26 protein-coding genes are annotated in these 26758 nt (G+C 46.2%); 9 read left to right on the top strand and 17 right to left on the bottom strand.

Annotation, left to right across the window (positions count from 1 at the left end; genetic code table 11):
* The first annotated feature begins 110 nt into the window (after positions 1–110).
* Genes JX580_RS11310 through JX580_RS11300 form a run of 3 tightly spaced genes read left to right on the top strand, consistent with a single transcriptional unit; the run spans position 111 to position 4994 of the window.
* Positions 111–1367 (top strand): HlyD family secretion protein, encoded by a 1257-nt coding sequence (locus tag JX580_RS11310; RefSeq protein WP_248850644.1) that lies wholly within the window; start codon positions 111–113, stop codon positions 1365–1367.
* The gene (locus JX580_RS11305; protein ID WP_248850643.1) at positions 1367–3583 is read left to right on the top strand and encodes a peptidase domain-containing ABC transporter; all 2217 of its coding nucleotides are present in this window, start codon (positions 1367–1369) and stop codon (positions 3581–3583) included. The genes JX580_RS11310 and JX580_RS11305 overlap by 1 nt, the downstream gene beginning before the upstream one ends.
* The gene (locus JX580_RS11300; protein ID WP_248850642.1) at positions 3573–4994 is read left to right on the top strand and encodes a TolC family protein; all 1422 of its coding nucleotides are present in this window, start codon (positions 3573–3575) and stop codon (positions 4992–4994) included. Before JX580_RS11305 ends, JX580_RS11300 begins: the two co-directional genes overlap by 11 nt.
* Positions 4995–5024: 30 nt before the next feature.
* Here JX580_RS11300 and JX580_RS11295 read toward each other — a convergent pair whose 3' ends face one another.
* The 6 genes from JX580_RS11295 to JX580_RS11270 form a co-directional block, all read right to left on the bottom strand.
* Positions 5025–6368: a heavy metal sensor histidine kinase gene (locus JX580_RS11295; protein WP_248850641.1), complete on the bottom strand. Its 1344-nt coding sequence runs from the start codon at positions 6366–6368 to the stop codon at positions 5025–5027.
* 13 nt (positions 6369–6381) lie between these two features.
* Positions 6382–6657, bottom strand: coding sequence for a helix-turn-helix domain-containing protein (locus JX580_RS11290; protein ID WP_006460688.1), 276 nt, complete (start codon positions 6655–6657; stop codon positions 6382–6384).
* The gene (locus JX580_RS11285) at positions 6650–7006 is read right to left on the bottom strand and encodes a type II toxin-antitoxin system RelE/ParE family toxin (RefSeq protein ID WP_006460689.1); all 357 of its coding nucleotides are present in this window, start codon (positions 7004–7006) and stop codon (positions 6650–6652) included. The genes JX580_RS11290 and JX580_RS11285 overlap by 8 nt, the downstream gene beginning before the upstream one ends.
* Positions 7007–7049: 43 nt before the next feature.
* On the bottom strand, positions 7050–7727 hold the full coding sequence (locus tag JX580_RS11280; protein WP_006460690.1) for a heavy metal response regulator transcription factor: 678 nt from the start codon (positions 7725–7727) through the stop codon (positions 7050–7052).
* A 72-nt stretch (positions 7728–7799) separates the two neighbouring features.
* Positions 7800–8063: a Txe/YoeB family addiction module toxin gene (locus JX580_RS11275; RefSeq protein ID WP_248850640.1), complete on the bottom strand. Its 264-nt coding sequence runs from the start codon at positions 8061–8063 to the stop codon at positions 7800–7802.
* A gap of 4 nt (positions 8064–8067) precedes the next feature.
* Complete coding sequence (locus JX580_RS11270) at positions 8068–8310, bottom strand: type II toxin-antitoxin system Phd/YefM family antitoxin (RefSeq protein ID WP_248850639.1); 243 nt, start codon at positions 8308–8310, stop codon at positions 8068–8070.
* Positions 8311–8539: 229 nt separating this feature from the next.
* Here JX580_RS11270 and JX580_RS11265 point away from each other — a divergent pair, with 229 nt between their 5' ends.
* The 3 genes from JX580_RS11265 (at position 8540) to JX580_RS11255 (ending at position 11994) form a co-directional block, all read left to right on the top strand.
* A complete protein-coding gene (locus JX580_RS11265) occupies positions 8540–10414 on the top strand; it encodes a copper resistance system multicopper oxidase (protein WP_248850638.1) in 1875 nt (624 codons plus the stop codon).
* Positions 10415–10547: 133 nt separating this feature from the next.
* The gene (locus tag JX580_RS11260; protein ID WP_248850637.1) at positions 10548–11390 is read left to right on the top strand and encodes a copper resistance protein B; all 843 of its coding nucleotides are present in this window, start codon (positions 10548–10550) and stop codon (positions 11388–11390) included.
* A 31-nt stretch (positions 11391–11421) separates the two neighbouring features.
* Positions 11422–11994, top strand: a complete 573-nt coding sequence (locus tag JX580_RS11255; protein WP_248850636.1) for a cupredoxin domain-containing protein — start codon at positions 11422–11424, stop codon at positions 11992–11994.
* Positions 11995–12055: 61 nt separating this feature from the next.
* Here the strand turns inward: JX580_RS11255 and JX580_RS11250 are convergent, their stop codons facing one another.
* Positions 12056–12478: a type II toxin-antitoxin system VapC family toxin gene (locus JX580_RS11250; RefSeq protein WP_248850635.1), complete on the bottom strand. Its 423-nt coding sequence runs from the start codon at positions 12476–12478 to the stop codon at positions 12056–12058.
* A complete protein-coding gene (gene vapB, locus JX580_RS11245) occupies positions 12471–12704 on the bottom strand; it encodes a type II toxin-antitoxin system VapB family antitoxin (protein WP_248850634.1) in 234 nt (77 codons plus the stop codon). The genes JX580_RS11250 and vapB overlap by 8 nt, the downstream gene beginning before the upstream one ends.
* Positions 12705–12921: 217 nt before the next feature.
* Here vapB and JX580_RS11240 point away from each other — a divergent pair, with 217 nt between their 5' ends.
* Positions 12922–15420 carry a methyl-accepting chemotaxis protein gene (locus JX580_RS11240; protein ID WP_248850633.1) on the top strand — a complete coding sequence of 833 codons (2499 nt, stop codon included), beginning with the start codon at positions 12922–12924 and terminating at the stop codon, positions 15418–15420.
* A gap of 48 nt (positions 15421–15468) precedes the next feature.
* Here the strand turns inward: JX580_RS11240 and JX580_RS11235 are convergent, their stop codons facing one another.
* Genes JX580_RS11235 through JX580_RS11210 form a run of 6 tightly spaced genes read right to left on the bottom strand, consistent with a single transcriptional unit; the run spans position 15469 to position 22363 of the window.
* Positions 15469–17106: a BatD family protein gene (locus tag JX580_RS11235; protein WP_248850632.1), complete on the bottom strand. Its 1638-nt coding sequence runs from the start codon at positions 17104–17106 to the stop codon at positions 15469–15471.
* Entirely contained in the window at positions 17100–19019 is a 1920-nt protein-coding gene (locus JX580_RS11230) for a VWA domain-containing protein (protein WP_248850631.1), read from the bottom strand. Before JX580_RS11230 ends, JX580_RS11235 begins: the two co-directional genes overlap by 7 nt.
* Entirely contained in the window at positions 19016–20035 is a 1020-nt protein-coding gene (locus JX580_RS11225; RefSeq protein WP_248850630.1) for a VWA domain-containing protein, read from the bottom strand. The genes JX580_RS11230 and JX580_RS11225 overlap by 4 nt, the downstream gene beginning before the upstream one ends.
* Complete coding sequence (locus tag JX580_RS11220; protein WP_248850629.1) at positions 20032–20496, bottom strand: DUF4381 domain-containing protein; 465 nt, start codon at positions 20494–20496, stop codon at positions 20032–20034. The genes JX580_RS11225 and JX580_RS11220 overlap by 4 nt, the downstream gene beginning before the upstream one ends.
* Positions 20493–21407, bottom strand: coding sequence for a DUF58 domain-containing protein (locus JX580_RS11215; RefSeq protein WP_248850628.1), 915 nt, complete (start codon positions 21405–21407; stop codon positions 20493–20495). The genes JX580_RS11220 and JX580_RS11215 overlap by 4 nt, the downstream gene beginning before the upstream one ends.
* Positions 21404–22363, bottom strand: a complete 960-nt coding sequence (locus JX580_RS11210) for an AAA family ATPase (RefSeq protein WP_248850627.1) — start codon at positions 22361–22363, stop codon at positions 21404–21406. Before JX580_RS11210 ends, JX580_RS11215 begins: the two co-directional genes overlap by 4 nt.
* Positions 22364–22672: 309 nt before the next feature.
* Between JX580_RS11210 and JX580_RS11205 the strand changes: the two genes are divergently transcribed.
* Both JX580_RS11205 and JX580_RS11200 read left to right on the top strand, forming a co-directional pair.
* A complete protein-coding gene (locus tag JX580_RS11205; protein WP_248850626.1) occupies positions 22673–23305 on the top strand; it encodes a PilZ domain-containing protein in 633 nt (210 codons plus the stop codon).
* A gap of 106 nt (positions 23306–23411) precedes the next feature.
* On the top strand, positions 23412–23783 hold the full coding sequence (locus JX580_RS11200; protein ID WP_248850625.1) for a response regulator: 372 nt from the start codon (positions 23412–23414) through the stop codon (positions 23781–23783).
* Here JX580_RS11200 and cmoB read toward each other — a convergent pair.
* From cmoB to JX580_RS11185, 3 genes are all read right to left on the bottom strand, one after another.
* Positions 23780–24766: a tRNA 5-methoxyuridine(34)/uridine 5-oxyacetic acid(34) synthase CmoB gene (gene cmoB / locus JX580_RS11195; protein ID WP_248850624.1), complete on the bottom strand. Its 987-nt coding sequence runs from the start codon at positions 24764–24766 to the stop codon at positions 23780–23782. The two genes, JX580_RS11200 and cmoB, sit on opposite strands and share 4 nt — an antisense overlap.
* Positions 24750–25508 (bottom strand): carboxy-S-adenosyl-L-methionine synthase CmoA, encoded by a 759-nt coding sequence (cmoA, locus tag JX580_RS11190; RefSeq protein WP_248850623.1) that lies wholly within the window; start codon positions 25506–25508, stop codon positions 24750–24752. Before cmoA ends, cmoB begins: the two co-directional genes overlap by 17 nt.
* Before the next feature lie 80 nt (positions 25509–25588).
* Positions 25589–26755, bottom strand: coding sequence for a DUF3095 domain-containing protein (locus JX580_RS11185; protein WP_248850622.1), 1167 nt, complete (start codon positions 26753–26755; stop codon positions 25589–25591).
* Between the last annotated feature and the right edge of the window lie 3 nt (positions 26756–26758).

The following is a 26758-nucleotide window of genomic DNA, read 5'->3' as shown; positions in this document are numbered from 1 at the left end:
ACTTGTGAATTAGATGAATATCAGCCGTAAAAGCTTATGTTTTTGCGGCTTGATATCTTCTTAGTATTAAACCTATATCGAATTTTCCATACAAAAACTCAAAAAATTTAATGTCCCGAAAAGCGCTCTATCGCAAAGAAGCCCAGCAGGCTCACCGACCTCGTTGGATGGGCGATATTCTACTCATTCAACCGATTACTTTTAAAGTTTATACCCTAATCGCGATCCTTATAGGTGCAGGAATACTTAGTGTATTGGTATTTGCAGACTATACTCGAAGAACGACGGTGATAGGTATGCTTATTCCCCAGTCAGGTATGATTGAAGTAACGGCTAGTCAAGCCGGAACGATTATTGAAAAGTGGGTGAACGAGGGCGATAAGATTGAACCCGGCCAGCTGCTCTATCATATCTCTACCGAGCGTTTTGGTGCGGAAGGGAGCATTGAAAATCAAATGATGGCTCAGGTTCAATTGAGAAATCGTTTGTTAGAAACAGAAATTCAAAACTTAAATAGTTTAAAAGAAAAAGATATGTTGGCGCTTGTTGATCGAATGAAAAAATTGCGCAATGAGCTGACTATCACTGAGCAGAGTATCGAGTTACAGCAAGGGCGTGTAAATCTGGCAGAAGCCTCTGCAGCACGCTATCGCTCCTTGTTCCAGCGCAATCTGGTATCCAAAGACCAAGCGGACCAGCGAATTGCTGACTTTTTAGATCAATCTAGTCGGTTAAGTGTTCTTCAACGAGAGCACAATAGTATTCAGCGAGAATTGGAAGTCGCGCGCAATGAACAGGCCTCGTTGTCATTAAAATACGATAACCAAATTTCTCAAATGCGACGAGAAATGGCTAACAATCAACAAGAACTGTCAATGAGCGAAGGACGACGTTCATTTCATGTTGTTGCTCCCGCTCCAGGTATTGCAACAGGTAATCTTGCTCAGTTGGGGCAGTTTGTCGATGCGGGGAGGCATTTAGTGAGCCTAATCCCTGAGGGGGAGGATCTGATTGCCCATCTTTATGCCCCAAGTCGCAGTACCGGCTTTGTCACACCAGGCACTCAAGTAAGACTAAGAATGCAGGGCTTTCCTCATCAAAAATACGGCCAACTGCCTGGTGAAGTAATTAGTATTTCTCGAACATCCATTCCCCCCAATCAATTGGCTTTATCTTCCTTGTCTCAAAGTAATGAACCACTTTTTTTGGTGCAGGTTCGCCTTTCAAGCCAGTATATGCCGATGTTAGGTGAGCAAGCAGGCAGGCTACAAGCCGGGATGCTCGCTGAGGCTGACTTATTAAGTGAAACACGCCGTATTTATGAATGGGCGCTTGAGCCTTTGATTACCCTAAAAGGTCAGTTTTAATGAGTAGTGCACAGTTCACAGATAAGATTCAATGGGGTTTCGGCCGGAAACTGCCTGTTATTTTACAAAATGAGGCCGCAGAATGTGGTTTAGCCTGTTTGGCAATGGTGGCGGGTTATCATGGTTTAAAAATCGATTTGAGTACCTTGCGAAGAATCTACTCGGTATCGATGATGGGTGCGACCATGGCACAGCTGGTGCAAATAGCGGAGTCAATGTCGCTCAATACCCGAGCGGTTAAGCTAGAGCTTGAGGACTTAAAAGATTTACGCCAACCTTGCGTTCTGCACTGGGGATTTAATCATTTTGTAGTTTTAAAAGAAGTGACAAAAAACTACATTATTATTCATGATCCTATGGCAGGGGTTAGGAAAATACCCATGAAAGAAGTGTCACGCCAGTTTACCGGTGTTGCACTTGAAGCTTGGCCAAATGAAGGCTTTAAAAAAGCCACGGTGAAGCAGCGGATCACCCTGGGTCAGTTGATGGGTAAGGTTAGAGGACTGATCCCCTCTTTGGTTCAAATTCTTGTTTTAGCCTTGGTACTTGAAATTTTTGTGATTGTGGCTCCTTTCTACCTGCAATGGGTGATTGATGATGTGGTGGTGTCGAGCGATCGAGATTTACTCATCACGCTGGCGATTGCATTTGGGATGCTGGTTGTTTTTCAACAGGTTATTAGTTTGTTGCGTTCCTGGGTCATGCTTTATGTTTCAACCAATCTGAATATTCAGTGGCGAAGTAATCTATTTAATCACCTGCTTAATCTGCCTTTAAATTATTTTGAAACCCGTCATATGGGTGACGTGGTATCCCGATTTGGATCGATTAATGTCATTCAAAAAAGTGTAACCACTGATTTTATTGAAGCCGTGCTTGATGGCATTATGTCAATCCTAGTACTGGTCGTGATGTTTTTGTACAGCGTAAAACTGGGTTTAATTGCGTTGGCGGTGATGATCGGTTACGGCTTAGTGCGTTGGGCATGGTGGCGTCCGCTACGCTTGGCAACAGAAGAAGAGATTATTCATGCAGCCAAGCAGCAAAGTCATTTTTTAGAAACCGTACGCGGCATTAAACCCCTTAAGTTGTTTCAAAAAACCCATACGCGTCGCGAAACCTGGATGACCTTGGTCGCGGATGAAATTAATGCCGGGGTCAGAACCCAAAAAATGCATATCTATTATCGTCATATTAATGGTTTGATGTTTGGTTTAGAGCGGGTGGTGATTATCGCATTTGGTGCGATGCTGGTAATGGATTCGCATTTTACGATAGGTGCGTTGATGGCTTTTCTAGCTTATAAAGATCAGTTTAGCCAACGTGCAAGTACTTTGATTGATCGTTTGTTTGAGCTAAGAATGTTGCGTTTGCATGGTGAGCGTTTGGCTGATATTGCGTTAACTGAACCCGAACAGGACAACGCCAAGCCGGATGACGATGGTATGGTCAATTTATCGAAAAAACCATCCGTTGCACTTAAACAGGGTCAGCCGATTGTGGAGCTAAAGCAGGTTGATTTCCGTTATAGTGCACTTTCACCAATGGTGCTGGAGGGGGTGAATTTATCGGTTTATCCTGGTGAATCTATCGCGATAGTGGGGCCATCCGGCAGCGGTAAAACAACCCTGATGCATGTGTTGTTGGGGCTGAGAAAAATAACCTCAGGTGAAGTACTGTTGCATGGTGAGTCGGTTGAGAAAATGGGGAGCAAACGTGCTTTATCGATGGTCGCAACCGTTAACCAAGATGACATTCTGTTTGCAGGTTCGATTGCGGATAATATCTCGTTTTTTGATCCGAATGCTGACACGGATAAAATCTCACATTGTGCGAAACTAGCGGACATCTATGATGATATTGAAGTCATGCCCATGGGCTTTAATACGTTGATTGGTGATATGGGAACGGTGCTTTCTGGAGGCCAAAAACAAAGGGTATTGATTGCGCGCGCACTTTATCAGGACCCGAAAATTTTGATCCTTGACGAAGCAACCAGTAGTCTAGACGTCGAATCGGAAGAGCGAGTGAATAAAGCGATTCGACAACTTGAATTAACCCGCATTATTATTGCGCATCGACCACAAACGATTATGAGTGCACAACGAGCAGTGGTATTACGTTCAGGTCAAATTGTGGCTGAACTACCGACGGATAACTTTGAAGCAATTCGCGAAGCGATGCGTTCACAACCGGAAGCGAAAGATGAAACATAAACCTATCGCGTTGAGTTTAGGTCTTGGGCTGTTAGCGAGTTTGAGTATAACAGCTCAAGCAAATCCATTTGTTTTAGAGGATTATTACGATCCTTTTAAAACAAAAAAGGCATTATCGGCTGAGCATGTGCCAGGCTATTTTAATGACATAGAATGTGGCGTGCCCTTATCTTTGCCTAGCTTAACGCTGGCGGCAGCCGTTAATGCGGCGCTGTGTCGTGATCCAAGAATTCAGCAGGCCTGGTCAAAAGCTCAAGCGGTACGTGCGCAAGGCGGTGTGGTGCAATCGGAATATTTGCCGAATGTGAACGCTCGCGTTGGCTTGGATCGCACAGAACAATCGATTGATGGGGTTCCGAGTGAGTTTACCGATCAAAATTCGCAGAGTTTTCGCTTGTCACTGGACTGGTTAGTTTTTGATTTTGGGCGCAAACAGCGCCAGCAGGCATTAAATAATGCCCAGCTTCAGCAAGCAAAGGTCGAACTTGAAGATGTTAGCCAAGCGGTAATTTTTGAAACCACAATTCAGTTCTTTGAACTGTTACAAGCTCAAGCGGTGATGGCGGCCAGAGTTGAGGCAGAACGCTTGGCTCAGTCCAGTGTTGACATTGTTGAGCAGCGTCTTGCAGGTGGTGCGGTAAATGCTGCAGATCTTATTCAAGTTCAGTCTAATCTTGCAAGAGCTAAGCTTGAGCTCAGACAACAAGCCAGTGATGTTCAACGTAAACAAGCGAGTTTAAATCAGTCTATAGGTGGCTTTCTAGGACAAACCTTGACACTGGTTGAACCCATGTCAAAGCGTGGATCAGCAGGGCAGCGTTATCCAGATCTAGTGCGATCAGCTCAAATGAGTCACCCTAAACTGCTATCCGCATTGGCGCGCTTAGATCATGCACGAGAGCAATTGGGATTAGCACAAACGGCCTATTACCCCAGCCTCGTCGCCACGGCTGAATATATGCATGAGTTTGATGATGACAAGCACTTTAGAGGACGGCGTGCAGACAATAGCACGCAGTATGGCATTCAGCTGCAAATGCCGATTTTTACAGGTTTCCGTAATCACTATCAAACCCAGCGAGCGACCTCAGAATTAGCCTTGGTTCAGGCAGAAGTGGCTCAAGTTCGTGATGAAGTCAGTGTAAAGTTATGGCAAGCTTTTCAAGCTTGGCAAGATTCAGAAGACCTGGTAGCGTTAAGTGATCAACTTTTCCAACGTGCGGAGCAATCGGAGTTGATTAATCGACAACGTTATATTGAAGGGGTCGGGACGATTTTTGATTGGATAAACGCCCAGGAAAATCTTGAGCAGGCACGTATGGCACGAGCTCAAAGCTACAATCAACTGAATACTAGCCGTATTGATTTAGCCAGAGCCAGTGGTATGCTCAGTATTTGGACACTTGAATAGGCCCAGAAGGCTGATGGTGTGTCAGAGTTGTTAGGAGCCAGATCTTAAGCGGATGTTAAAACAGGTTTGCTTGGATTGTGATGAAGCCTCTATGTGGCCTTGATGGGCATGGATAATGGCGCGGGTAATAGCAAGGCCTAGGCCTGATCCGCCTTGATGTGGGCGGGCAGATTCGACGCGATAAAAACGTTCAAATAACTTATTTAAGTGCGCATCAGGGATGGTTTCGCCCTGGTTGCAAATGGTGATCTGCACCTGATCTTGCATTTGTTTTAGCTGGATCTGAATGGTCGATTGGCTTTGAGCATGACGCACCGCATTTGCCAGGATATTCGCTAAAGCCCGTCTGAGCAATTCTTTATTCGCCTGAACCTGTGCTTCGCCTTCTAGTGAAAACCTAATCTGACGCTCGGCGGCGGGCAATTCAAAATAGTCGATTAATTGGCGACACAGCGGTTCCAACTCAACAGGCTGCGTTTCAATATCCAGCCCTTGATCGGTTTTGGCCAATAACAACATATCATTGACCATCCGTGCCAAGCGTTCAAACTCTTCAATATTCGAGACCAGAATATCTTGATAATCCGCTTTATCACGTGGTTGACTGAGCGCAACTTGATTTTGCATCACCAGGTTGTTAATCGGGGTGCGGAACTCGTGCGCCAGGTCAGCCGAAAATTGTGACAGCCGTTGAAACGCATTTTCTAGCCGATCCAGCATGGCATTAAAGGCTTGCCCCAGTGGTTGCAGCTCTGTCGGCAGGGTGTTGATATCCAGGCGTTCGGTCAGGTGTTGTCCTGACACCTTGGTGGCCAGTTGGCTAAAGTGTTTAAGCGGACGCAGGCCTTGGCGAACCATCCACCAGCCCAAGCCCACCATGACCATCAAGGCAATCAAAGAACCGACCAATAACAGTTGGATAAACATCTGCATAAAATGCTCATGGTGGTCGATGTTTTTGAGGCTAATCACCCACCAGGCCTGGTTGTCTGCCACTGGAGCAAACCAACTAACATAGGCTTGGTTTTCCAGCATAATGCGTTGCAACTGGTTGGCGTTAAAATCGTCAGGGGTGAACAGATGGGGGGAATCAATGCTGCTATAGCGCAGGGTGTGTTGATTAAACAGCAGATAATGCCAACCGGCTTCGCGCGGCAATAGATGGTTAAGTTGCGCGATCAGTTCAACTTGGTCGAGCTGATTATTTTCGGTATACAGCCGGATTTGCTGTTGTTTGGTTTGCAGCTCGGCCAAATCCATTTCATCAAAATGATGCTGCACCGTGTGCGCCAACAAGCCACCCAACAACACCAACACCAACAGACTGATCAGGGTAAAAAATCCAATTAACCGACTGGCAATCGACAGATTCATGGTTTTGACTTAATTAAGAAATCGAAATTTCAAGTTTTCGACCTAAAACAGCAGCAAATTTTTCTAAGGTTGAAAGCTTGATGTCTTCTGCATGATTTTCTATTCGAGAAATCGCCGATTTTTTTGTATTTAATCGTTCGGCAAGATCGTCTTGCGTCAACCCCGATTCTTCGCGTGCTTGGCGAAGCATGACACCTATCTTAAAAGTTTGATACCCTTCTTCAAAACCGTCATTAAATGCGGCATCTTTTGCTTGACGCTGGCTGATATATTTTTTTAAGTCACTCATAGCACTGTTTCCTTTTTAGGTAATCTTTTTTTCGTGTTTCGGCGAGTAAGATTTCTTTTTTCGGTGTTTTCTGGGTTTTCTTCTGAAACCCATGATTCAAAATGACTAGGTTGTCACCTTCTAAAAATCCAAGCAGTCGAAAAATGTTACTTCCAACCTGAACTCGAACTTCCCAAAGATCATCAGTGTTCACTAGTTTTTTGAAATATTGAACAGGCACCTGCTCTATTTCTTCGATAAGTTGAAGCACCCAAATGACTTTTTGGGCTTGTTTGGCATTAAGCGAGTCCAAAAAATCTTCAACAGGACTGTTGCCGGATTCTGTTCGGTAGAAATGAATTTCTTTCATAAAACAATGTTAACATACAGGTTAACTTTTAAGAAGGTTAGAATTAGCTATGGGGTGCTTCAAGTTTATAACCCATGCCGCGCACGGTATGAATCAGCTTGGGCTCAAAGGGTTCGTCGATTTTGGCGCGTAAACGGCGAATCGCCACTTCAACCACATTGGTATCGCTGTCAAAATTCATATCCCACACCTGAGAGGCGATTAAGGTGCGCGGCAACACCTCGCCCTGACGACGTAATAGCAGTTCCAGCAAGGCAAATTCTTTAGCGGTTAAATCAATGCGTTGTTGCTGGCGGCTGACCTTGTGTGCCACCAAATCCATGGCTAAATCCGCACAGCTTAAATGTTGTTGAATGGGCGCTGTGCCACGACGCGATAAGGCACGAACTCGTGCGAGTAGTTCAGCAAAAGCAAAGGGTTTAATCAGATAATCATCCGCGCCGAGTTCCAAGCCCTTAACCCGATCCTCCACTTGATCACGCGCTGTCAGCAATAACACCGGCCAGCTTTTGCCCTGTTGGCGCAGGGTTTGCAATAACTGCCAACCGTCTAAACCCGGCAACATAATATCCATAATCGCTAGATCAAATTCCTCTTCCAATGCCAAATGCAAACCATCCAAACCATTGCGCGCCAAACTGACATTAAAGCCCGCCTCACTCAAGCCCTGCTTAAGATAATCACCTGTTTTTGTTTCGTCTTCAACCAGCAGAATTTTCATCGGAGTGTCCAGGTTTATATTGGAATTTATTAGATATTTATGAAGCTAGAGTGGCACAGAATTTGAACCTACTCATTCGTAATGCGTCCACAGGCGCAACACCTTCACCGTCTTTTCCTCTTCAAGCACTTGGTAGACAATCCGATGTTGGATATTAATCCGCCTTGAGTAGGCGCCTTGCAAATCACCGACCAGTTTTTCATAGCGCGGTGGGGTGATAAAGGGGTCTTGTTCAAGCAGTGCTAATAATTGTTGGGCTTGTTTTTTTAAACCGCTACCGGCCAGTTTCTTGGCATCTTTTTGTGCTTGTTTGGTATAGACCAATTGCCAAGCCATAACGCTACCAGTTTAAATCGGTGCTGCATTCATCTAGCGGGGTATTCAACCCCTCGACAACCGATTCGCGTAAACTTGGAATCGACAATAAATACAGGGTTTCATTAATGGCTTGCCAGTCTTCTTCAGCAATTAATACGGCGTTGCCTTTTTTACCGGTAATCGTGATCGGTTCATGTGATTCATTGACTTGAGTGAGTAAGCCATAAAAATTTGCACGCGCTTGGGTGCTATTGAGTGTTGACATGATGCCTCCTTCATGACGTACGTTATTACGTAACATTATGTCAGGCTTGGGGATAAATGTAAATTGAACAAAGAATAATTAGGGGCAGACCAGGATTAAATTTATCTGTCATTAATTCGAAAGTCACCGCTTAGATTACAAATTTGTAATCTGGCTGTCAGCTTGTGGTTAGGACGCCCTTTTTATAATGAGCCTGTCTTTAAGATAGCGCACATAAAAGGGGTTCAATATGGCTTTAACACGTCGTCAATTTTTACAGGCTGGGGCTGCGTCTAGTTTGACAGTCGCCTTGGCACCTTGGATGCCGACTCAGGCCGCATCGGCTCATGCGCACGGCCATTCGCGTCGTGTATCCGAAATTGATTGGGCGAAACTCGGCACACCGCCTGAAATCAAAGGCCACAATATTGATTTGGTGGTGGATGAAACCCGGGTTAATTACACCGGTCGTGATCGTCGCGCGATTACGATTAACGGCTCGCTGCCTGCGCCCACTTTACGTTGGCAAGAGGGTGAAACCGTCACCATTCGGGTTACCAACCGTTTAAATGTGGATACCTCTATTCATTGGCATGGTTTGATTTTGCCGTTTGATATGGATGGCGTGCCGGGGGTGAGTTTTGACGGTATTAAGCCGGGCGAAACCTTTACCTATTCGTTCACGCTCGAACAATCCGGCACCTACTGGTATCACTCGCATTCCGGCATGCAAGAGCAGCAAGGCATGTACGGCGCGATTATTATCGACCCGATTGAAGCTGATCCTGTCGCGTACGATCGTGAACAGATTGTGTTGTTATCAGACTGGACGGATGAAGACCCGCACCGCATTATCGAAAAGTTGAAAATCAAAGGCCACTATTACAATCGTAATGAACCGACTGTGCTGGATTTTTGGCGTGATGTGCGCGAACTCGGTTTCCGAGGCGCGATGCAAAAACGCCAGATGTGGCAACAGATGCGCATGTCGCCGACCGATTTGGCCGATATCACCGGTTATACCTATACCTTTTTAACCAATGGTCTGCACCCTGATCATAACTGGACAACGCTGTTTAAACCGGGTGAAAAAGTGCGCTTGCGTTATATCAATGCTTCGGCAGCGACCTATTTTGATGTGCGGATACCCGGCCTGGTGATGAGTGTGGTGCAAGCGGATGGGCAGAATGTACAACCGGTAGCGGTAGATGAATTCCGTTTTGGACCAGGTGAAACCTATGATGTGATTGTCGAGCCAAAACAACAGGCTTATACCCTGTTTGCGCAGTCGATAGATCGCAGTGGTGTTTCACGTGGAACACTGGCGGTGCGTGAAGGCCTGACCGCACCGGTGCCTGAAATGGATAAAGTGGAATGGCTGGCCGACAAGGACATGATGGGAGCGATGGATCACAGTGCACATGCAGGGCATGCGGGGCACGGCGATCATGCTGATCATGCTGATCATAGCGCACATCCAACAGATGATGCACACGCGGGTCATGGCGGGCAGGCTATGCAGCATGATCATCCAGGTCATCACGCACACCATGGGCATCACGGTCATCATGCCATGGCTGATGATTCACTAGCCAAACCTTCAACGCGGGTACATCACGCCCGCACGGCCTATGGTGCCAGTGTCGATATGCGTGTGGATACGCCGCGCACCAATTTAGATGATCCGGGAATGGGTCTGCGCAATAACGGTCGTCGGGTTTTGACCTATGCCGATTTAAAAACCCTGGATGGGCCGCTTGATCCTCGCGGCCCCGAGCGCGAGATTGTGTTGCATCTAACCGGCAATATGCATCGCTATACCTGGTCGATTGATGGTTTGGAGTATGGTAAATCCGAACCGATCCATTTTGCCTTTGGCGAGCGCATTCGGGTGATTATGCACAACGACACCATGATGACCCATCCGATGCATCTACACGGTATGTGGAGTGAGCTGGAGTCTCCAGAGGGCGAGTTTTTGGTGAGAAAACACACGGTATCAGTGCAACCGGCGCAGCGTATTTCGTTTCTAGTCACGGCGGATGCCTTGGGTCGTTGGGTGTGGCATTGCCACATTATGTATCACATGGATACCGGCATGTTTAGAGAAGTGGTGGTGTCTTAAATGACGCGCTTGTTTGCGAGTGTGCTTTCGCCTTGTGCCCCGACTCCTTCGGCTTTTTTCTGCGAAAAAAGAGGCGTCGCTGGAGCACAAGGCTACGCACCAGGGTGGATCGAAATACAAAAAGGAATACATTATGTTAACTAAAAAACTGCTACCCCTCGCCCTAGTCGGCGTGATGGGATTCGGTATCAATCACCAGGCCTGGTCGTCCGATCCGCATGCCGGACACGATCATAGTTCGATGCAAGGCGGTAAAGCGCCGGAGGATGCGCGTGATCCCCATGCTTATTCGAATGGTCTGCGTTTTAACGACAGGGATTTGCAACGTTTGCATTTGATGGATCAGCATATTTATAAAGCCTTTATTGTTGATCATTTGGAGCGGGTGTTTGATGCTGATCACGACTATACCGCCTATAAATTGCAGGCGTGGATTGGCCGCGATTACAACAAATTCGCGCTGCACAGCGAAGGCCACATTAAAGAAGGTGACCTAAATGCTCATACCGAGTTGTATTGGTCACATGCCTATGCGGCCTATTGGGATAGTTTGCTTGGGGTGCGTTTTGATCATGGCCACAAAGATCGACAATGGCTAGCGGCCGGGGTGCAGGGTTTAGCGCCTTATCTATTTGAAGTCACCGCCAAAGCCTTTATCGACAGCGATGCGCGGGTTGCCGCCAAGGTCGAAGTGAAGCGCGAGTTGTTATTTACCCAGGATTTAGAACTGGAACCCAAACTCGAAGCCAAGGCGTTTAGCAGTAAAGATCAGGATTTTAACGAAGGGGCAGGCCTGGCAGACGTGAGCGCGGCCTTGCGTTTGAAATATCACATTAAACCGGAATTTGCGCCTTACATCGGTGTCAAATGGCAACAAAAATTCGGCGAAACGGCCGATATGGCCAAGGCAAATCAACAGTCAACCGCCTCAACCCACACAACAAAGTGGGTGGCGGGGATTAGTTTTTGGTTTTAGTCAATAGCAAAGGAATACCAGGAGTATGATCATGAAAAATCTATCACGCAGACAATTTATATTTGGCGCCAGTGCTTTGGCTTTAGTACCCGCCGCTAGTTGGGCGCATTATCATAGTCATGGCGGCCACGGTGGAGGGCATCATCACGGTCAAGGCAATCATGGTGGTCATGGGTCGCACGGCAATCATGGACACCAAGGACACAAACACCATCATGGTATGGATCACACCACCAAAATTGGCCGTCAAGGTCAGGCCAATGAAGTCACACGCACCATTCAAATTGACATGAACGACGATATGCGATTTTCACCGGATCAGGTTGAAATTAAAGTCGGTGATACCGTGCGGTTTTTTGTGCGCAATATGGGACAGCTAAAACATGAGTTTGTGATTGGTACGCTTGACGAACTCAAAGAACATGCCGAAATGATGAAAGATCATCCGCACATGGATCATAGCGAACCGAATATGATTAGCCTAAACCCACGTCAACGCGGCGCGGTGATTTGGCATTTCAATCAACCCGGCACCTACTATTACGGCTGCCTAGAACCCGGCCATTATGAAGCCGGGATGATTGGCAAAATTGTTGTGCGATAAGTTTTAACTACTGCCCCCAATAATAAATAAATTCATGCCATCAAAGCCAACAAGTATTGTTTTAATGAACCCAATCTTCGAAAGTTAAGCCATTCACTCTAGCAAACTCGCGAGTATTATTTGTGACAAGAATGCTGCCCGTTGATATGGCATGGCCAGCAATGGCTGTGTCATTGTGTCCAATCATCAGACCCTCGGCCATAAGCTGTTTTTGAACGATAACCGTCGCATCAACCGCTTGCTTATCCCAAGCCAGTATCTCATCAATTCGTTTTAGAAATTCGGCAACCAGTAAAGCATGTTTAGGCGATGCTTTTTTTCCCAGCAAACCATAATGTATTTCCTGATAGGTGATCGCTGAAATCACCACCCTATGTCCATTCATCACAGCAGCTTGTAGCTTCTCAAGCACACAATAGGGTTGTTCACGCATAATGAACGAACAGATACAGGTATCCAACATATAATCGATTTTTTTACTCAAAGTTAAAACGCCCCTCATCAGCCACAAAACGCTGGCGTTCTAGCATAAAGTCATCATCGGCCTTTTCAATCTCAGAAAACGATAACCAGTTAGGGCGCACAGGACGAAGGATAATCTCATCACCATTCTTGATGATTTCAAGCTGACTAATCCCTTCATATTCCATATCTTTCGGTAAACGTATCGCTTGATTCTTGGCATTTTTAAATATTGAAACGGTTCTCATAACAGGCTATCCCATTTAGGTCTTATATTCAGTATAGTAGCTAAACCTGTTCACATATGTCAAGCATATGCGCACAGGGGTCAAAGTAAAGTTAAACTACTTTTTCATTTGTTTTATATGGACTTTAAAGGGGTTGGATAGGAGATTTTTATACATATTGTGTAAAAATGTAGGTTAAGCTAGTTAAAATAATTAAAAAATTATACGAGGCTTAATCATGAAGAAAAGTTTAATCCTTAATCTTATTTTTGTTGCAACAACATTTGTAATTTTGATTTTGTTTGTTTTTAGCGCTTTATTTTATCTAAATAAAATTGCTCCGTTAGAAGATCGGTTGTTACAGAATGCGGCATACGATGCGCAGCGTGACATGGATGACCGAATGCAGAATAAACTTGATAGCGTTATTGCCATGTCGGCATCAATTGCTGGATTTTCGGAAGTAGAGATGGCTTTAGCCGATCCTTTTGAACGTGAGCTAGCTGCAGATAAACTACAGCAAATCAGACAACATTTTGCCAACATTAGTCCTTATCAAAACATTGCAGTTCAATTGGTTGATTTAGATAAAACCAATTTGGTTCGCTCTTGGAATACTGAAAGTTTTGGTGATTCATTGTCTCATCCATTTATTGACGAAGTATTCCGAGCTAAAAAAGTTACAGGTGGACTAGGCGTAGGCATTCGTGGTTTTGGTTTGTCAGGTTTTTCACCTGTTTTCAAAAATGAGCGTTTTGTTGGTGTTGCAGTTGCGATTCAAGGGGTTGGAAGTGTTGGACGTGATTTAGAAGCTTTTAATACTCGTTGGGTTGCACTTATAGATCAACGCTATCTTATTGAACGCTACGGAGTGGTATTTAACTCTGTAGCAAATAACTCGAAATTTAATCAAGATTATTTGTTAGCCCATGATCGCTGGTTTGATCAAGAGCTATTTGAATCCCTTAAAACCAAAAGTTATCAATTAGTCGAAGGTGAAGAACTCAATGCTCAGTTATTTAATGGTCAACTGTTAATTGATTTACCGATTATAGATGAACTCGGATTAGTCATGGGGCGAAGTATTTTGCTTAAACCTGCAGACGAGCTTGTGAGCACTTTGCAAGCTGCTAAAAACGAGTTGTATATTTTGATTGCGTCAATTATTTTTGTCGTTTTACTCGCCTCTTTAGTTATTTTGTTGCTTGTAAAGCAAAAAATCATCAAACCGATAAATCAACTTGCCTGTGTTATGAAAGAAACCGAGTTAACGGGTTCGTTTGCATTACGTGCAAAGATTAGCCCAAACGGAAATGAAATTGATCAAATGTCAGAGGCATTTAACAAGCTACTTGCATCAACACAGACTGCGCTGGGCGAGGCTAATGATGTTGTCATGGCGATAGCGATGGGTCATTTTGAAAAGCGTATTGATGGACAATTTAATGGTTGTTTGGACTTGCTTAAGCAAGGCGTCAATTCGTCTGCGGATTCCGTTGAATTTACAATGAAAGAGCTTGAAAAGGTAATGGTTGGACTCTATCAGGGTGATTTTTCTGTGCGTATGGATGCTAGGGTACCAGCTGAATTCCGCAAAAAGGTTGAGGATGCGCTGAATGCTATGGATGAAGTGATTACTGAAATTAATCAGGTAATGGCTTTAATGAATGAGGGGGATTTTAGTGGACAGGTTAAAACAGAAGCGCGCGGTGATTTGGCAACGCTCAAGCAATCAGTCAACGCGTCTCTGAGCCGTATCGCTGATGCAATTAAATCAATTAGCCAAGTTGTAGCGGCACAGGCATCCGGTGATTTAACGATAAAACTTCCTAAGGGTAAGTTTAAAGGAGAGTTGCATGACCTTAAGAACGCGATTAACTATTCATCCATGAAAATGAATGAAGTGGTGAACATGGCTATTGAAGTTTCTGATATTGTGAGTAATGCGGCAAAAGAAGTATCGCAAGGTTCGAGTGACTTGAGTCAGCGAGTACAAGAGCAAGCCGCTTCACTTGAGCAAACCTCTGCTACGATGGAGCAAATGACAAGTCAATTACAAAGTACAACACAAAATGCTGAAAATGCATCGGAATTGGCACTGGCTGTTCGGCAGCAAGCTCTTCAAGGTGTCGAAATTATGAATGAAACCATTTTAGCTATGCAATCTATTGAAGACTCAAGTCAGCGTATCTCCGATATCGTTACGCTCATCGATACGATTGCTTTTCAAACTAATTTGTTAGCCTTGAACGCAGCTGTTGAGGCAGCTCGCGCTGGTGAGCATGGTCGAGGGTTTGCAGTGGTAGCGGGTGAAGTTCGTAGTCTAGCTCAAAAATCCGCGGAGGCTGCAAAAGATATTAAAGGCCTGATTGAAGAAACTACGTCTCGTATCAATCGTGGCTCAGATCTAGCCCAACGAACTGGAGAAACTTTAAGCCAAATCAATGAGGCAGTGAATGATGTTGCACAGCGTATTGAACAGATTGCGGGTGCGGCGGGAGAGCAATCCCAAGGGGTTTTACAAGTAAATCAAGCCATAGTACAAATTGATGGCGTCACTCAACAAAATGCGGCCCTGGTTGAGGAGACAACTGCGGCAGCCGAAAGCTTAAGTGAGCAGGCTCAGTTGCTGCAGAATGAAATGGGTTTTTTCAAAACGGATGCACACCCAACCTATGACCATCAATCTGAACCAAGTGCCTATACACCCAAATTAACTAATAAATTGGATTATTAAATTTTTCTAGTAATTTAGAGTCATCTTAAAAAACCTAATCAAAGCAAACTACTCCGGATAGAGCGGGTGGAGGGGGGGCTTGGGTTGGGTTTTTTGTTGTATCAATTCGGCTAAGTTTTGTTCGATCGCTTGGCGGTCGAGTTCGGGTTGGCTGTCTTGGTTTTGGCTATAGCGGGTTTTTTCCAGTTCAATTAGTTGGCTGTATAGCGCAGGGTGGTCGGTTTTTAAACGGTGAATCCCTTCAATCCCCTGTTGTTTTAGCCAGCTTTTCACAGCGGGTTCAAGTTGTTCGATGGGCAGTTGACATAAGCCTTGCAACTTGTGTGCTTCAAGTGCAGGCCTTGCCTGGGTGTCCGGCGAATGGGTTGGATTGAGGCGCGCGTTTTGTTGGATTTGAGCTTGTTGACGCTGTTGCCAATAGAGCCAGAGAGTGATCAACCAAAGCAGCGCAAATAGCGCGCTGACAAATGGCCAAAAGCGTGAGGGCGCAACCATGCTTTCGGGCGCTGTTAAACTTTCCATTGGCAGAGAAGGGGTTTCATTATTCGCGGTGGTGGCAACCTGAATGCTTCGGCCTTCTAATCGTGCGATTTCGAGCTGATCGGTTTGGGTATTCCACCAAGGAATTTCAATCGGCTCAAAGTCCAGCTTACCTGCTTGTTGTAATACGGCCATAAAATCTTGGCTTTTGATGCTGCTGATGCCGCCGTGTTCATAGTGGTCGCGCTGGTTTACCGGGTCGCTGTATAAACGAAAGCCTTCGCCCTGTGGCCAGTCGGGATTGGGGAGCTGACTGGCGCGTAGCCCACTGGCTTCGATACTGATTCTACGGCCAAGGGTATCGCCAACTTCGAGTTGATTTTCATTGGTCCATTCGTCTTTCAGCATCAAGCGTTTGGCGGGTAGCCAGGTGGCGTTTGCCGGGAAACTTGCCGGAATCGGTTTTACCTGTAGCTTAATCGGTTCCGAGGCTTGGTTGTCGAGTCGAATGGCGCGTTCATAGAGGAGTCGTCCGTCAAAGGTCTGTGGCGGAATGACCAGTTCTCCGCTGGCTTGCGGGTAGATGGCATAAACCCATTCGTATACCCGATAAACCCGACCTTGCACACGACGTTCGAAGTTGCGCTGGTTTTGTAAGCGTTCTGAAATCATTTGATTAAATTGAGGCGGATTAATATTTCCTTGGATCAAGGAACCTAGATGGTAATAACGCAGGGTATAAATCACTTGGCTTTGGACGTAGGGATTGCGGTTATCGACCTCGGCTTCTAAAAAACTAATGCGAAATTCTTCCGAACGCTGACTAGCGGGTGAGACCTCAATCCTAATCGGTTGGCTTTCGGCGGTTTCAACCCGAAAGGCGGGAATCGTCAACTCACCGGTGCGTTTAGCCATTAATTGCACGTCCCAAAGCGTGGTGGCGCTATATTGACCATTGATAATCCGCAGTTGATTGGAGGCTTGGGTACCGAGTACATTAAAGTCATTGTGCAATAACGCAAAGTCCGGCCCGCGACTGGTGGTTTGAAAATTAGCCATCACGCTGAGCTGGATAATATCGCCTTGTTCAATCTGATCACGATCGACATGCGCCACTAAAATTTGCTGTGCCATCACCAGGCCTGGTAATAAAAATAGGCTTAAACTTAACAATAATGCCTGTAACCAAACTCGATTGCTTACCATAGTTTTGTTTGTTCCTTTTGTGGGTTGGCCGGTGGATTTTGTCGGTATTGATAGTCAAACTTACGTCTTAAAAACACACCGGGTTCGTCTTTGATTTGATTCAGCCAGGTTTGTTGCGCTTGTTCGCGCTCGCGTTGCAACGCTTGTTGTTCCGCTAACTCAGTATCACTCGGCTCATTGAGTAAACCGGTTTGACCGTCTTGTTCGGTTTGCGTATCGGCTTCGGTTTGCTGTTGTGCTTGCGGTTGCGATTCGGCGGTTTGTTCGTCACTTGGCTCTGAAGATTGCTCCTCTCGCTGATTCAGGCCTTCCGTTTGACCGTCCTGTTCGCTGTCGCCTTGTTGACCTTGATTACCTGATTGTGGGGTTTGATCAGCCGGTTGCGGATTCGCTTCCCCTTGATCATTGCTTTGGTCTTCACCCTGTTGGTTTTGTTCCGGTTGAGGCGGTGCGCTGTCATCGCGCTGTTGGTTGTCAGGGTCTTGTTGCAGAGAGAGGAGTTCTTCGATAACGGCAAGGTTATGTTGCGCTTGCGGAAAATCCGGCTGCAGGTCTAATGCGGTTTGATAGGCTTTTCTGGCCTCTTCAAGCTGACCGGATCTCGCCAGCGCATTGCCACGATTATAATGCCCTTGTGCTGAACCATCACGCGCAAACGCATTAACGGCTTCTTCATAACGCCCTTGGCGATAAAGGCTGCTGCCACGCCAACTTGGGTCGCTAAATTCACGCTCAGCCGCGAGATAATCCTGTTCTAACCAGGCCTGGTAGCCGCGTTGATTGCCGGTTAAAAACATCTCACGCCAACGATCAGACAGTTTGATGTCCGGTTTTTGTGCCTGCGCGGACGACGGTTCGGTTTGTGCAAAACTGGGATCGCTTGATAGCATTAGCCCCGGTATCAAGGCCACTAAAACCCATGCTGTCAACCAACCTCGGCGCACCGCTAAAGCGGCCAAGGGCACCAGCAACCACAGCAAATACACCCCATAATCCAGCGGTTGAAACAGTTGTTTTTCGTCATCTTGGTCGCGCTCGCTTGCGCCTGCAAACGGCGGCAGTAGGCTGGGTAGATCACTGTCATCGAATTGCATACGGCTGAATTGGCCACCGACATCGCGTGCCAAGTCCGCTAGGCGTTGCAGCGGGACTTGCGCCTGGACTAAGCGGTCGTTTTGGTCTTTTAACAAGCCATGCTCCGGAATCATAATCGCACCACCTTGTGGGGTGCCGACCGCTAATAGACTGAGCTTTATATTATGTTGTTCAAGCCGTTGGCGAATCGGTGCGATTTCATCCGGTTCAACATCATCGGTGACCCAGATAATATGCCGTTGGGTAATATTCGCGCCTTGCAACAGTTCAATCGCCTTATTGAAACCGGCAACCGCATTGGCACCATAAGCTGGCATCACCAATGGATTAAGATGCGGTAATAAATTGCGCAAGGTGCTGTTATCGTCAGAAATCGGCGTAATAATATGCGCTGACGCGGAATAGCCCACCATGCCGACCCGTATTTCCGGGTGCTGGTTTAATAAATCCGTGAGCTTAAATTGAACTCGCGTTAGGCGGTTGGGTTGTAGGTCATCGGCATACATGGATAAGGATAAATCTAACAAAATCACACTGCCGGTTTGGGTCGCTTGGGCGGCAATCGGTTGTTGCTTCCAGCTTGGGCCGCTTAGGGCGATGACGGCAGCCAACCAAATTATCGTCAAACCAAAAAAACCAATCGGCCAAGCTTTTTGGCTGGGTGTTTGCTGACTGAGCAAATAGGGTTGAAACGCTGGATCAATCCATTGTTTCCAGCCAGAGTCTTGGACTTTACGCTGCCAGATCAACCATAACAGGCCGATAACCGGAATCAGCGCGAGTAGCCACCAAGGGCGCAACAAGGTGAGTTCGGTCATAACTTGACCTCCTTGTTCGGCTGGATGCTTCGCCATACCAGATAAAAACTCATCAATAACGCCAGGCCTAACGGCCAAGGGTAAAGTTCGGTGCGGGCGCGATATTGATTCAGCGTGAACTGGGTCGATTCGATTTCGTTAATCCGTTGATAAATTTCAGCCAGTTGGCTGGTTTGACTGGCAACAAAACTTTCGCCACCAGTGAGACTGGAAATCGCCTCTAAAGCTTCGGTATCTATATCAAACACGCGGTTGCGGCTCGCACCGGATTGGACATCGCCAAACGCAATCGTATGAATCACTAGACCGATTTCTGCCGCTTTTTTCGCTGCATCCAAGGGTTCAACCGCACCGGCATTATTCGAACCATCGGTTAATAGCACCAGCACGGCCTTGTTATTGCGCGCCCCTTGCAGGTGTTTGATTGCTAATCCAATCGAATCGCCAATCGCGGTGTTATTGCCCGCCATGCCAATCTGCGTTTCTTGTAAAAGTTGTTGAATCGCGCTGAGATCATAGGTTAGGGGGCTGACCATAAACGCCTCCGAGCCAAATACAATCAAACCCATCCGGTCGCCTTGGCGCTGGATAATAAACTCATCGACGACGCTTTTAAGTGCGGTCAAACGATCAACATTGCGCCCATTTAACAGCATATCCGGCTTTTCCATACTGCCGGATAAATCCACTGATAGCAGCATATCGCGTCCGCTGGATTCAAAGGGCGTAGGGGTGAGAAACCAAACCGGACGCATGGCTGCGAGCAGTAACACCAGCCAAAGTAACAAAAACAAAATCGGTAAACGGAGGTTTTCAACACGGGGTTTTTGCAGAGGTTGGCCTGACGTTTGTTTGCCCAAGCGTTCGATTAAATGCGGTGCGAGCAACGGAATTTGTTTTTGTTGCGCCGGTTTTAAAAAAGGCCGAATCAGCCAGGGTAGCGGCAAAAAAGCGATCATCCACGGCCAAATAAAACCAAAGTTTTCAAACCAATCAAATAGAGCGCTGAAACTCATAAATGATGCTCCTGAATCCAGCGTTTTGCAAAATAAATCAACGCTTCACGTTCTTGCGAACTCAGCGCAGGTGGCTGTGCTTGATAACGTTGTTCGAGTTTTTCTAAGGCTTTAGGCTGTTCAACAAAACTGGCTTTTTGGTGTAAAAAACGTAACCAGGCCTGGTGGTTTAATCCGCTACAACTGGCACGACCATAGGTTGTCATGGCGACTTGTTTTAGCAGGGCGTTGAGTTGATTAAGCAAGCTTGTATCGTCCAATTGACTTAAGCCGGTTAATTGGTCGATGGCATAACGCCGATAGGCGGCTTTTTTGTGGCGTTGCCAGAAGTACCAAACCAAACCGATCAGTACACCGAGCAGGATAAACAAGGTGACCCAAACACTGGAAGCTAATGGCCACCAGCCAATCGGTTCAGGCACAATAATATCTTCGAGTAGGTCTAAAGGATCCCCCATCATCGTCTTAACAACCTTTGTTTAATCAGGGCTTCAATCGGTTTGTCAGCGGTCGAAACGCGGCACAGCGCAATACCAAACCGCGATAAGCTGGATTGTTGGTTTAACCAGGCCTGCTGATAAGCGTTTTGATAGCCTTGTTGCTGTTGTGTGTTTTGACCGTCGAGATAAAATTCGGTTTCGCCATCACTTAACGCCAAACTATGACTGGCCGGCAGGCTGGTTTCAATCGGGTCTTCGCAATGAATCGCAGTGATAGCGGTATGTTTTGCCAGTTGACGCAACACACCATGACAGGCGTTGTCCAAATTCAAGCAATCACCCACTAGAATAATCCGACTTGCCGGATGAACCAGCGGTGCGACCTTATTTAATGCATTCAACCAGGCCTGGTTATCGCCTTGTCCTGGGCGTGTTAATTGCTGATTTTGGTTTAAGGCATGGTTAAACAAATGCAGCAGGCTTTTGGCTTGTCGCTTGGGTTCGACCCAGTGAGATGCGCTTTCGCCAAACACTAACCCCCCTACGCGGTCTTCCTGATTCAAGGTCGCCCAAGCCAGTAGTGCCATAATATCCAGCGCCAGCACCGACTTGAAACAGTGTTGACTGGCAAAAAATAAGCATGCGGATTGTTCGACCACAAACACCACCGGACGTTCGTGTTCTTCGCTGAACAGTTTGGTGTGGGTGTGTTGGCTTCGCGCACTGACCTTCCAATCTATATGGCGCACATCATCACCCGGCTGATAAAGTCGAACCTCGCTAAACTCCATGCCACGGCCTTTACGCGGGCTGGGGCGTGCGCCATTCGACTGCATCACAATCCGCTGTTGATGCCCCAGCTTCAATTGTTTCACGTGAAACCGCCACGCATTTAAGCGGCTTAAATCACTGTAAACCGCCGATTGGCTCATACCAGCGTTACCCAACCCAAAATATCATCGGTCACTTGATCCACCGTTTTGCCCTGAGCTTCGGCTTCAAAACTGAGCAGTAATCGGTGGCGAAATACATCATGCACCACCGCTTGCACATCGTCTGGGCTGACAAAATCCTTGCCCATTAACCATGCATGCGCCCGCGCACAGCGTGACAAAGCCAAGGTCGCGCGTGGGCTGACGCCATAGGCAATCTGTTCGGCTAAGGCTTCGTTGTATTTGTGCGGTTGGCGGGTGGCGATCACCAGCTCAACCAGATAATCTTTAACGCTTTGCGCCATGTGCAGGTTAAGGATTTCATCACGCGCACTGAATAGGGCGATCTGATCAATTTTGTCCGGCATCGCAACACGCTGTTGTTTAGCTTCGTTTTCTACCAACTCAAGAATTTGCGCCTCGTGTTCACGGTCAGGGTAATCAATCGTGACATGCAACATAAAACGATCAAGCTGGGCTTCGGGCAGCGGATAAGTGCCTTCTTGCTCAATCGGGTTTTGCGTCGCCATTACCATAAACAGCTTTTCCATCGCCATCGTGTGTTTGCCAACACTGACTTGACCTTCGGCCATCGCTTCGAGCAAGGCCGATTGTACCTTGGCCGGTGCACGGTTGATTTCATCGGCAAGAATCAGGTTATGAAAAATCGGCCCGGCTTGAAATTCAAATTGGCCGGTCGCCGCACGATAAATCTCGGTGCCGGTGATGTCGGCCGGCAATAAATCCGGGGTGAATTGAATCCGATGAAACCGCCCTTCAAGTTGATCAGCAAGGGTTTTAATCGCCTTGGTTTTCGCCAGGCCTGGTGGCCCCTCAACCAATAAATGACCATCAGATAACAGCGCAATTAACATGCGTTGAATTAAATGCGGTTGGCCTAAAATAACCTGATTTAATGCCTGTTCTAAGGCTTGAAACCGATTTACTAAGCTCATGGCAATCCTTTAAACTGTGCAAGACCCATCATTATGGCAACTTGCGCAAAAATTGCAATCAACCCCGCTGTGCTTATAGATTTGATTCATATTTAGCATTTAATTTACCTATTTCTTAGTTTCTATTCATAACAATTATTGATGCTTGAACTATAAGATTTTGTTTTATTGGGTGTTATTAGGTGTTTGATTTTGTTGACCTGGTATATTTCTAGCAGTATTATAGAACATAAGTTATAAAGTGTTTAAAACGTATTAAATAGATTTACAGGTCGGTTCAGTTGGAGTTGATTTGTAAAGGAGGGTGAGATGAGTGCTTTGAAGAAAATGCCAGAGATTGAAACCTCAGTTGCGGCGGTGGCTGCTTCGGCCGCTAAGTCTCAGGTGTCGCCAATCAAAAATAGGCGTGCTTATTTTAGAATGGATATTAAAGCCGGGTTTGGCTTTAGGATTCTTTCTGAAGAAGAGGCACAAACTCAAGCCTTGCCTCGAGGTCAAGACGTTTACGAGATCATGGATTATTTTGGTACCGACCTTTGTAAGATGAACGATGAGTTTTTACAGCTATTAACTAAGGTAAAAACAAAAAGTACGCCTTTGGCCAGTATGTTTGAAATCCTAAATAACAAGCTTAATATGATTTTATCTGCAATGGATCAAAAAGATATTGCGCTGGTTTTACCGAGTAGAAAAATCAACTTGAGCGGAAATGGTATAGGGTTTCATACCGCGCGGAGTGCCGAAGTCGGGAATACTGTGGATATTATGATCAAGTTGGATCGCGAAGACCAGTTGATATTGATTCGTGCTAAGGTGGTAAGGATTATCCCCAGTGAGCCGCATTATTTAGGCTTGGTTTTTGATGATATTCAGGAGCAGGATCGTCGTCGTATCATCAGTTTTTTATTTGAAAAACAAATGCAAAAAACGAACCAAGCCTGAGTGGGTGAGTGGGTTTCAGCCTAGTCTAAAACAGGCGGTTTTTTTACATGGTGCGAACGAGGCTATGCTAGAATTCTAGACATATAGTATAACCAGGCCTGCTAGTATGTCCTCTTTAGCGTTAAATATTCTTTTGGTTGATGATGATTTATTTTTGCATCGAATACAGTCTGCACTGATCACAAAATTTGGTCATGATGTTTATGCGGTAGCAAGTGGTGAGGCCGCGATTCAGTGTCTTCATCATCGAGATTTTGATCTGGTGTTAATGGATGTGATGATGCCTAAGATGGATGGTTTACAGACTACTCAGAAATTGAGGCAGTTGGGTTGCCAACTGCCCATTTTTGCTTTAACAGGTAATGATTCACCTGAAGATCGCCAAAATGCGAAACAGGCAGGGATGAACGGTTACCTGACTAAGCCCATTCAAAAATCCGCGTTTGATCAACTGGTTGCACGATTTTTTAGCGCTTAACTTGGTTTGTTGGCTAGGATAACCGCTCGTAATGGCGCGGGATAGCCTTCACAGGTTTTGTTAATATCATTCGGATCAAGAAAATCTTTCAGCGATTGCCATTGCATCCAATCGGTGGTGCGTTGTTCTTCGGTGCTTGTTTGATCCAGGTCAACGCAGCGCACGTTTTCAAATCCAATGCGTGTCATCCAGTGAATCAGTTCTTTGACGGAAGGTAAAAACCAAACATTGCGCATCTGGGCATAGCGGTCTTGCGGAATAAGTAATTGCCCCTGATCTTCTGGAATGACCAGGGTTTCAAGCACCAGTTCACCGCCTTTCCTTAACTGACGTTTGAGTTCGTCGAGATGATCAAACGGTGAACGTCGGTGGTAGAGGACACCCATCGAAAACACGGTATCAAATTCGCCATCGAGTTTGGATTCGGGTAGCGCTTCAAGCGGCAGGGGTAAAAAGTAGGTTTGGGTTTCGCCAATAAATTGTCTAACGGCTAAAAACTGCGCCATAAACAATAGGCTGGGGTCTATGCCTATAACTAGCTTTGCGCCTTCTCCGGTCATACGCCAAAGGTGGTAGCCACTCCCACAACCCACATCGAGGATTTTACGATCCTTCAGGGGCGCAAGGTGGGGCAGAACCCGATCCCACTTCCAATCAGAACGCCATTCTGTATCGATATTAATCCCTTGCAGCTGGTAGGGGCCTTTACGCCAAGGCATTAACGCACGCAGTGCTGACTCCAGCGAGGTTTTTTGATCTTCGTCAAAATTGGCTGACCAGGCCTGGATCGCCGATTGAGTTAAGTTAATCTGTTCGGCCTGATCGAATTGTTGAATTGTTTCAAGCGCTGCCTGCCAACGTGGTAAATTGCCATTCGATTCTGGGTGTAAAGCCTGGTCAATTAAAGGGGGGAGTGCGTCTTCCCAGAATGCAATACGGGTTTTTCGCAGCTGTGGCCAAAGACGATCAAGTTGATGTTTCACGTGGAACCTTCTCATTTTTAATAGCTAGAAAAGATGCAAAATTATACGCTTGTAACCAAATAGCGGCATGATCGAATCCCACTTTTTTAAGCCGAGAAAGATGCTGTTCAGCACTATCGCTAATTAAAACATTTTCAAGTGAGGCGCGTTTTTGGCTAATTTCGAGTTCAGAATAGCCATTGGCGCGTTTAAACTGTAAGTGTAAATGTTCGATAGCCTCTTGAATCGGTGGTGCATCGAAGTGTATTTTTTCGGACAGGATTAAAACCCCGCCGGGATTTAAGCCTTGATAGATTTTTTGCAATAAAGCTTCTCGCTTGTCCGGTGAAATGAATTGAAGTGTAAAATTCAGTACCACGATTGAGGCATTGCTGATTGCGATTTCGGCAATATCATCCAACACAAAATCAACCTGAACTTCAGAATGAAAAGCGGCCAGGTAAGACGTTGCACGTTCAATCATCGCAGCGGAATTATCGACCGCGATGATTTGACAAGGCGTATTTTCGAGTTTTCGGCGCATTGTGAGGGTAGCAGCGCCCAAAGAACAACCCAAGTCGTAAATTCGGCTTTGCGGCTGTGCAAAACGCGGAGTCAATTCACCAATGCCGGTTAAGATGGTTTGATAACCCGGCACCGAGCGTTGGATCATATCGGGAAACACCGATACCACCGATTCATCAAATTGAAATGCGCCCACCGCTTCATAGGGCTGCGCAAATAGGGTGTCTTTTTGTGTCATAGCGATCACTTGATTTGTTTAGGAACTTATAGGTCTAAACCGCTATTATAAACCGAAGCCTTTTTTGTAAGCAGGGATGATTAATTTTGTGCTTGTTTTATCTGCTGTTTGAGTTGTTTGGCGGCCAGCGCATAACCACCGTCTGCGCCATCCACAAAGTGGATATGTTCTACCCCGGCTTTAGAAATCAAACAGGTTACTAGAGCGGCATTACTGGTGTGTGCGCCATAAAAAATTTGCCCTTCTTTAACCCGTTGTTCTAACCAGGCCTGCAATTGTGTCCACTGGGCTTGAGTACAACTAAACACGGTACGATAAACATCATCTACTTTACGAAAGTCGGAGTTTTCGAGAAAGTCTTGTTTGTATTGTCCCCAATCGGCGTCACCTAGCTTTAAGTTAAAACGCATTAATATCAGTCCAAGCAGGTTTTGGATTCTTAGCATCCAGAGCGTTTTGAATTTTGACCAGAGTGAGGATTGTCCGGCTGTTTTTACCAGCATTTCGCCCATTAGTGTTTTGGCAGAAAAGCCGAGTTTTAGATGCTGGGTGGCGAGGGGGTGGTGTTGTTTGGCATCACCGATATAGTGATCAATCATTTGTTGCAGGTTTTTATAGAGTCCGACCTGTTGAGCAAGTAGCGGGCGTTGCGAGGTCACCAGCAAACTGATCGTCAGTTCTTTGGGGCTGGGTAGGCGTTTCCAGCGACACTCAAAGCCGGAATAGTCGGCTTCAACAGCTTGCTCTGCCGGTGAGATATGCAGGGCGGGGTTTTGCTTGATCCTGTTGTCTGCTTCGCTTAAACCGCCGCCCATAAAGATCGCTTGATCGAGGCTTTTGTTTTTCTGGTAATGACAAACCAGAATTTTCTTTTCTAGTTGATTATAAGGAATGAGTCCAATCCTTAAATCTAGTTTAAAGCTGGTTTTGGCCAATTGCTGGCAGGCTTGAAGGGTTTTTTTTACCTTTTCGACTTGGCAGGGCGGAATACAAAAACTGGCACCATCGCCGCCAAAAACATAGGGTACTTCCAACGGTTTGAGCGCATTGACCATTGCGGCGACGGTAAAACCTCCGACCGCATTAATCGCGCGATACTGGCCGTCTGCAATCGCTTGGGTTGAGTTGATCACATCCGAAATCACCACCACCCAATCTTCAGGCAGTTCATGAAACTGCTTGGGATCAAGCGCCAGCTCAAATTGATGTATTTTAGGTAGGGATTGATAAAAGCCAGCGTTACTCATCGA

This window comes from Thiomicrospira microaerophila (assembly GCF_023278225.1).
In the GTDB taxonomy this organism is placed as follows: Bacteria; Pseudomonadota; Gammaproteobacteria; order Thiomicrospirales; family Thiomicrospiraceae; genus Thiomicrospira; species Thiomicrospira microaerophila_A.
Note: the sequence above shows the minus strand (reverse complement) of the source record. Positions and strands in the feature narration are given on the sequence as shown.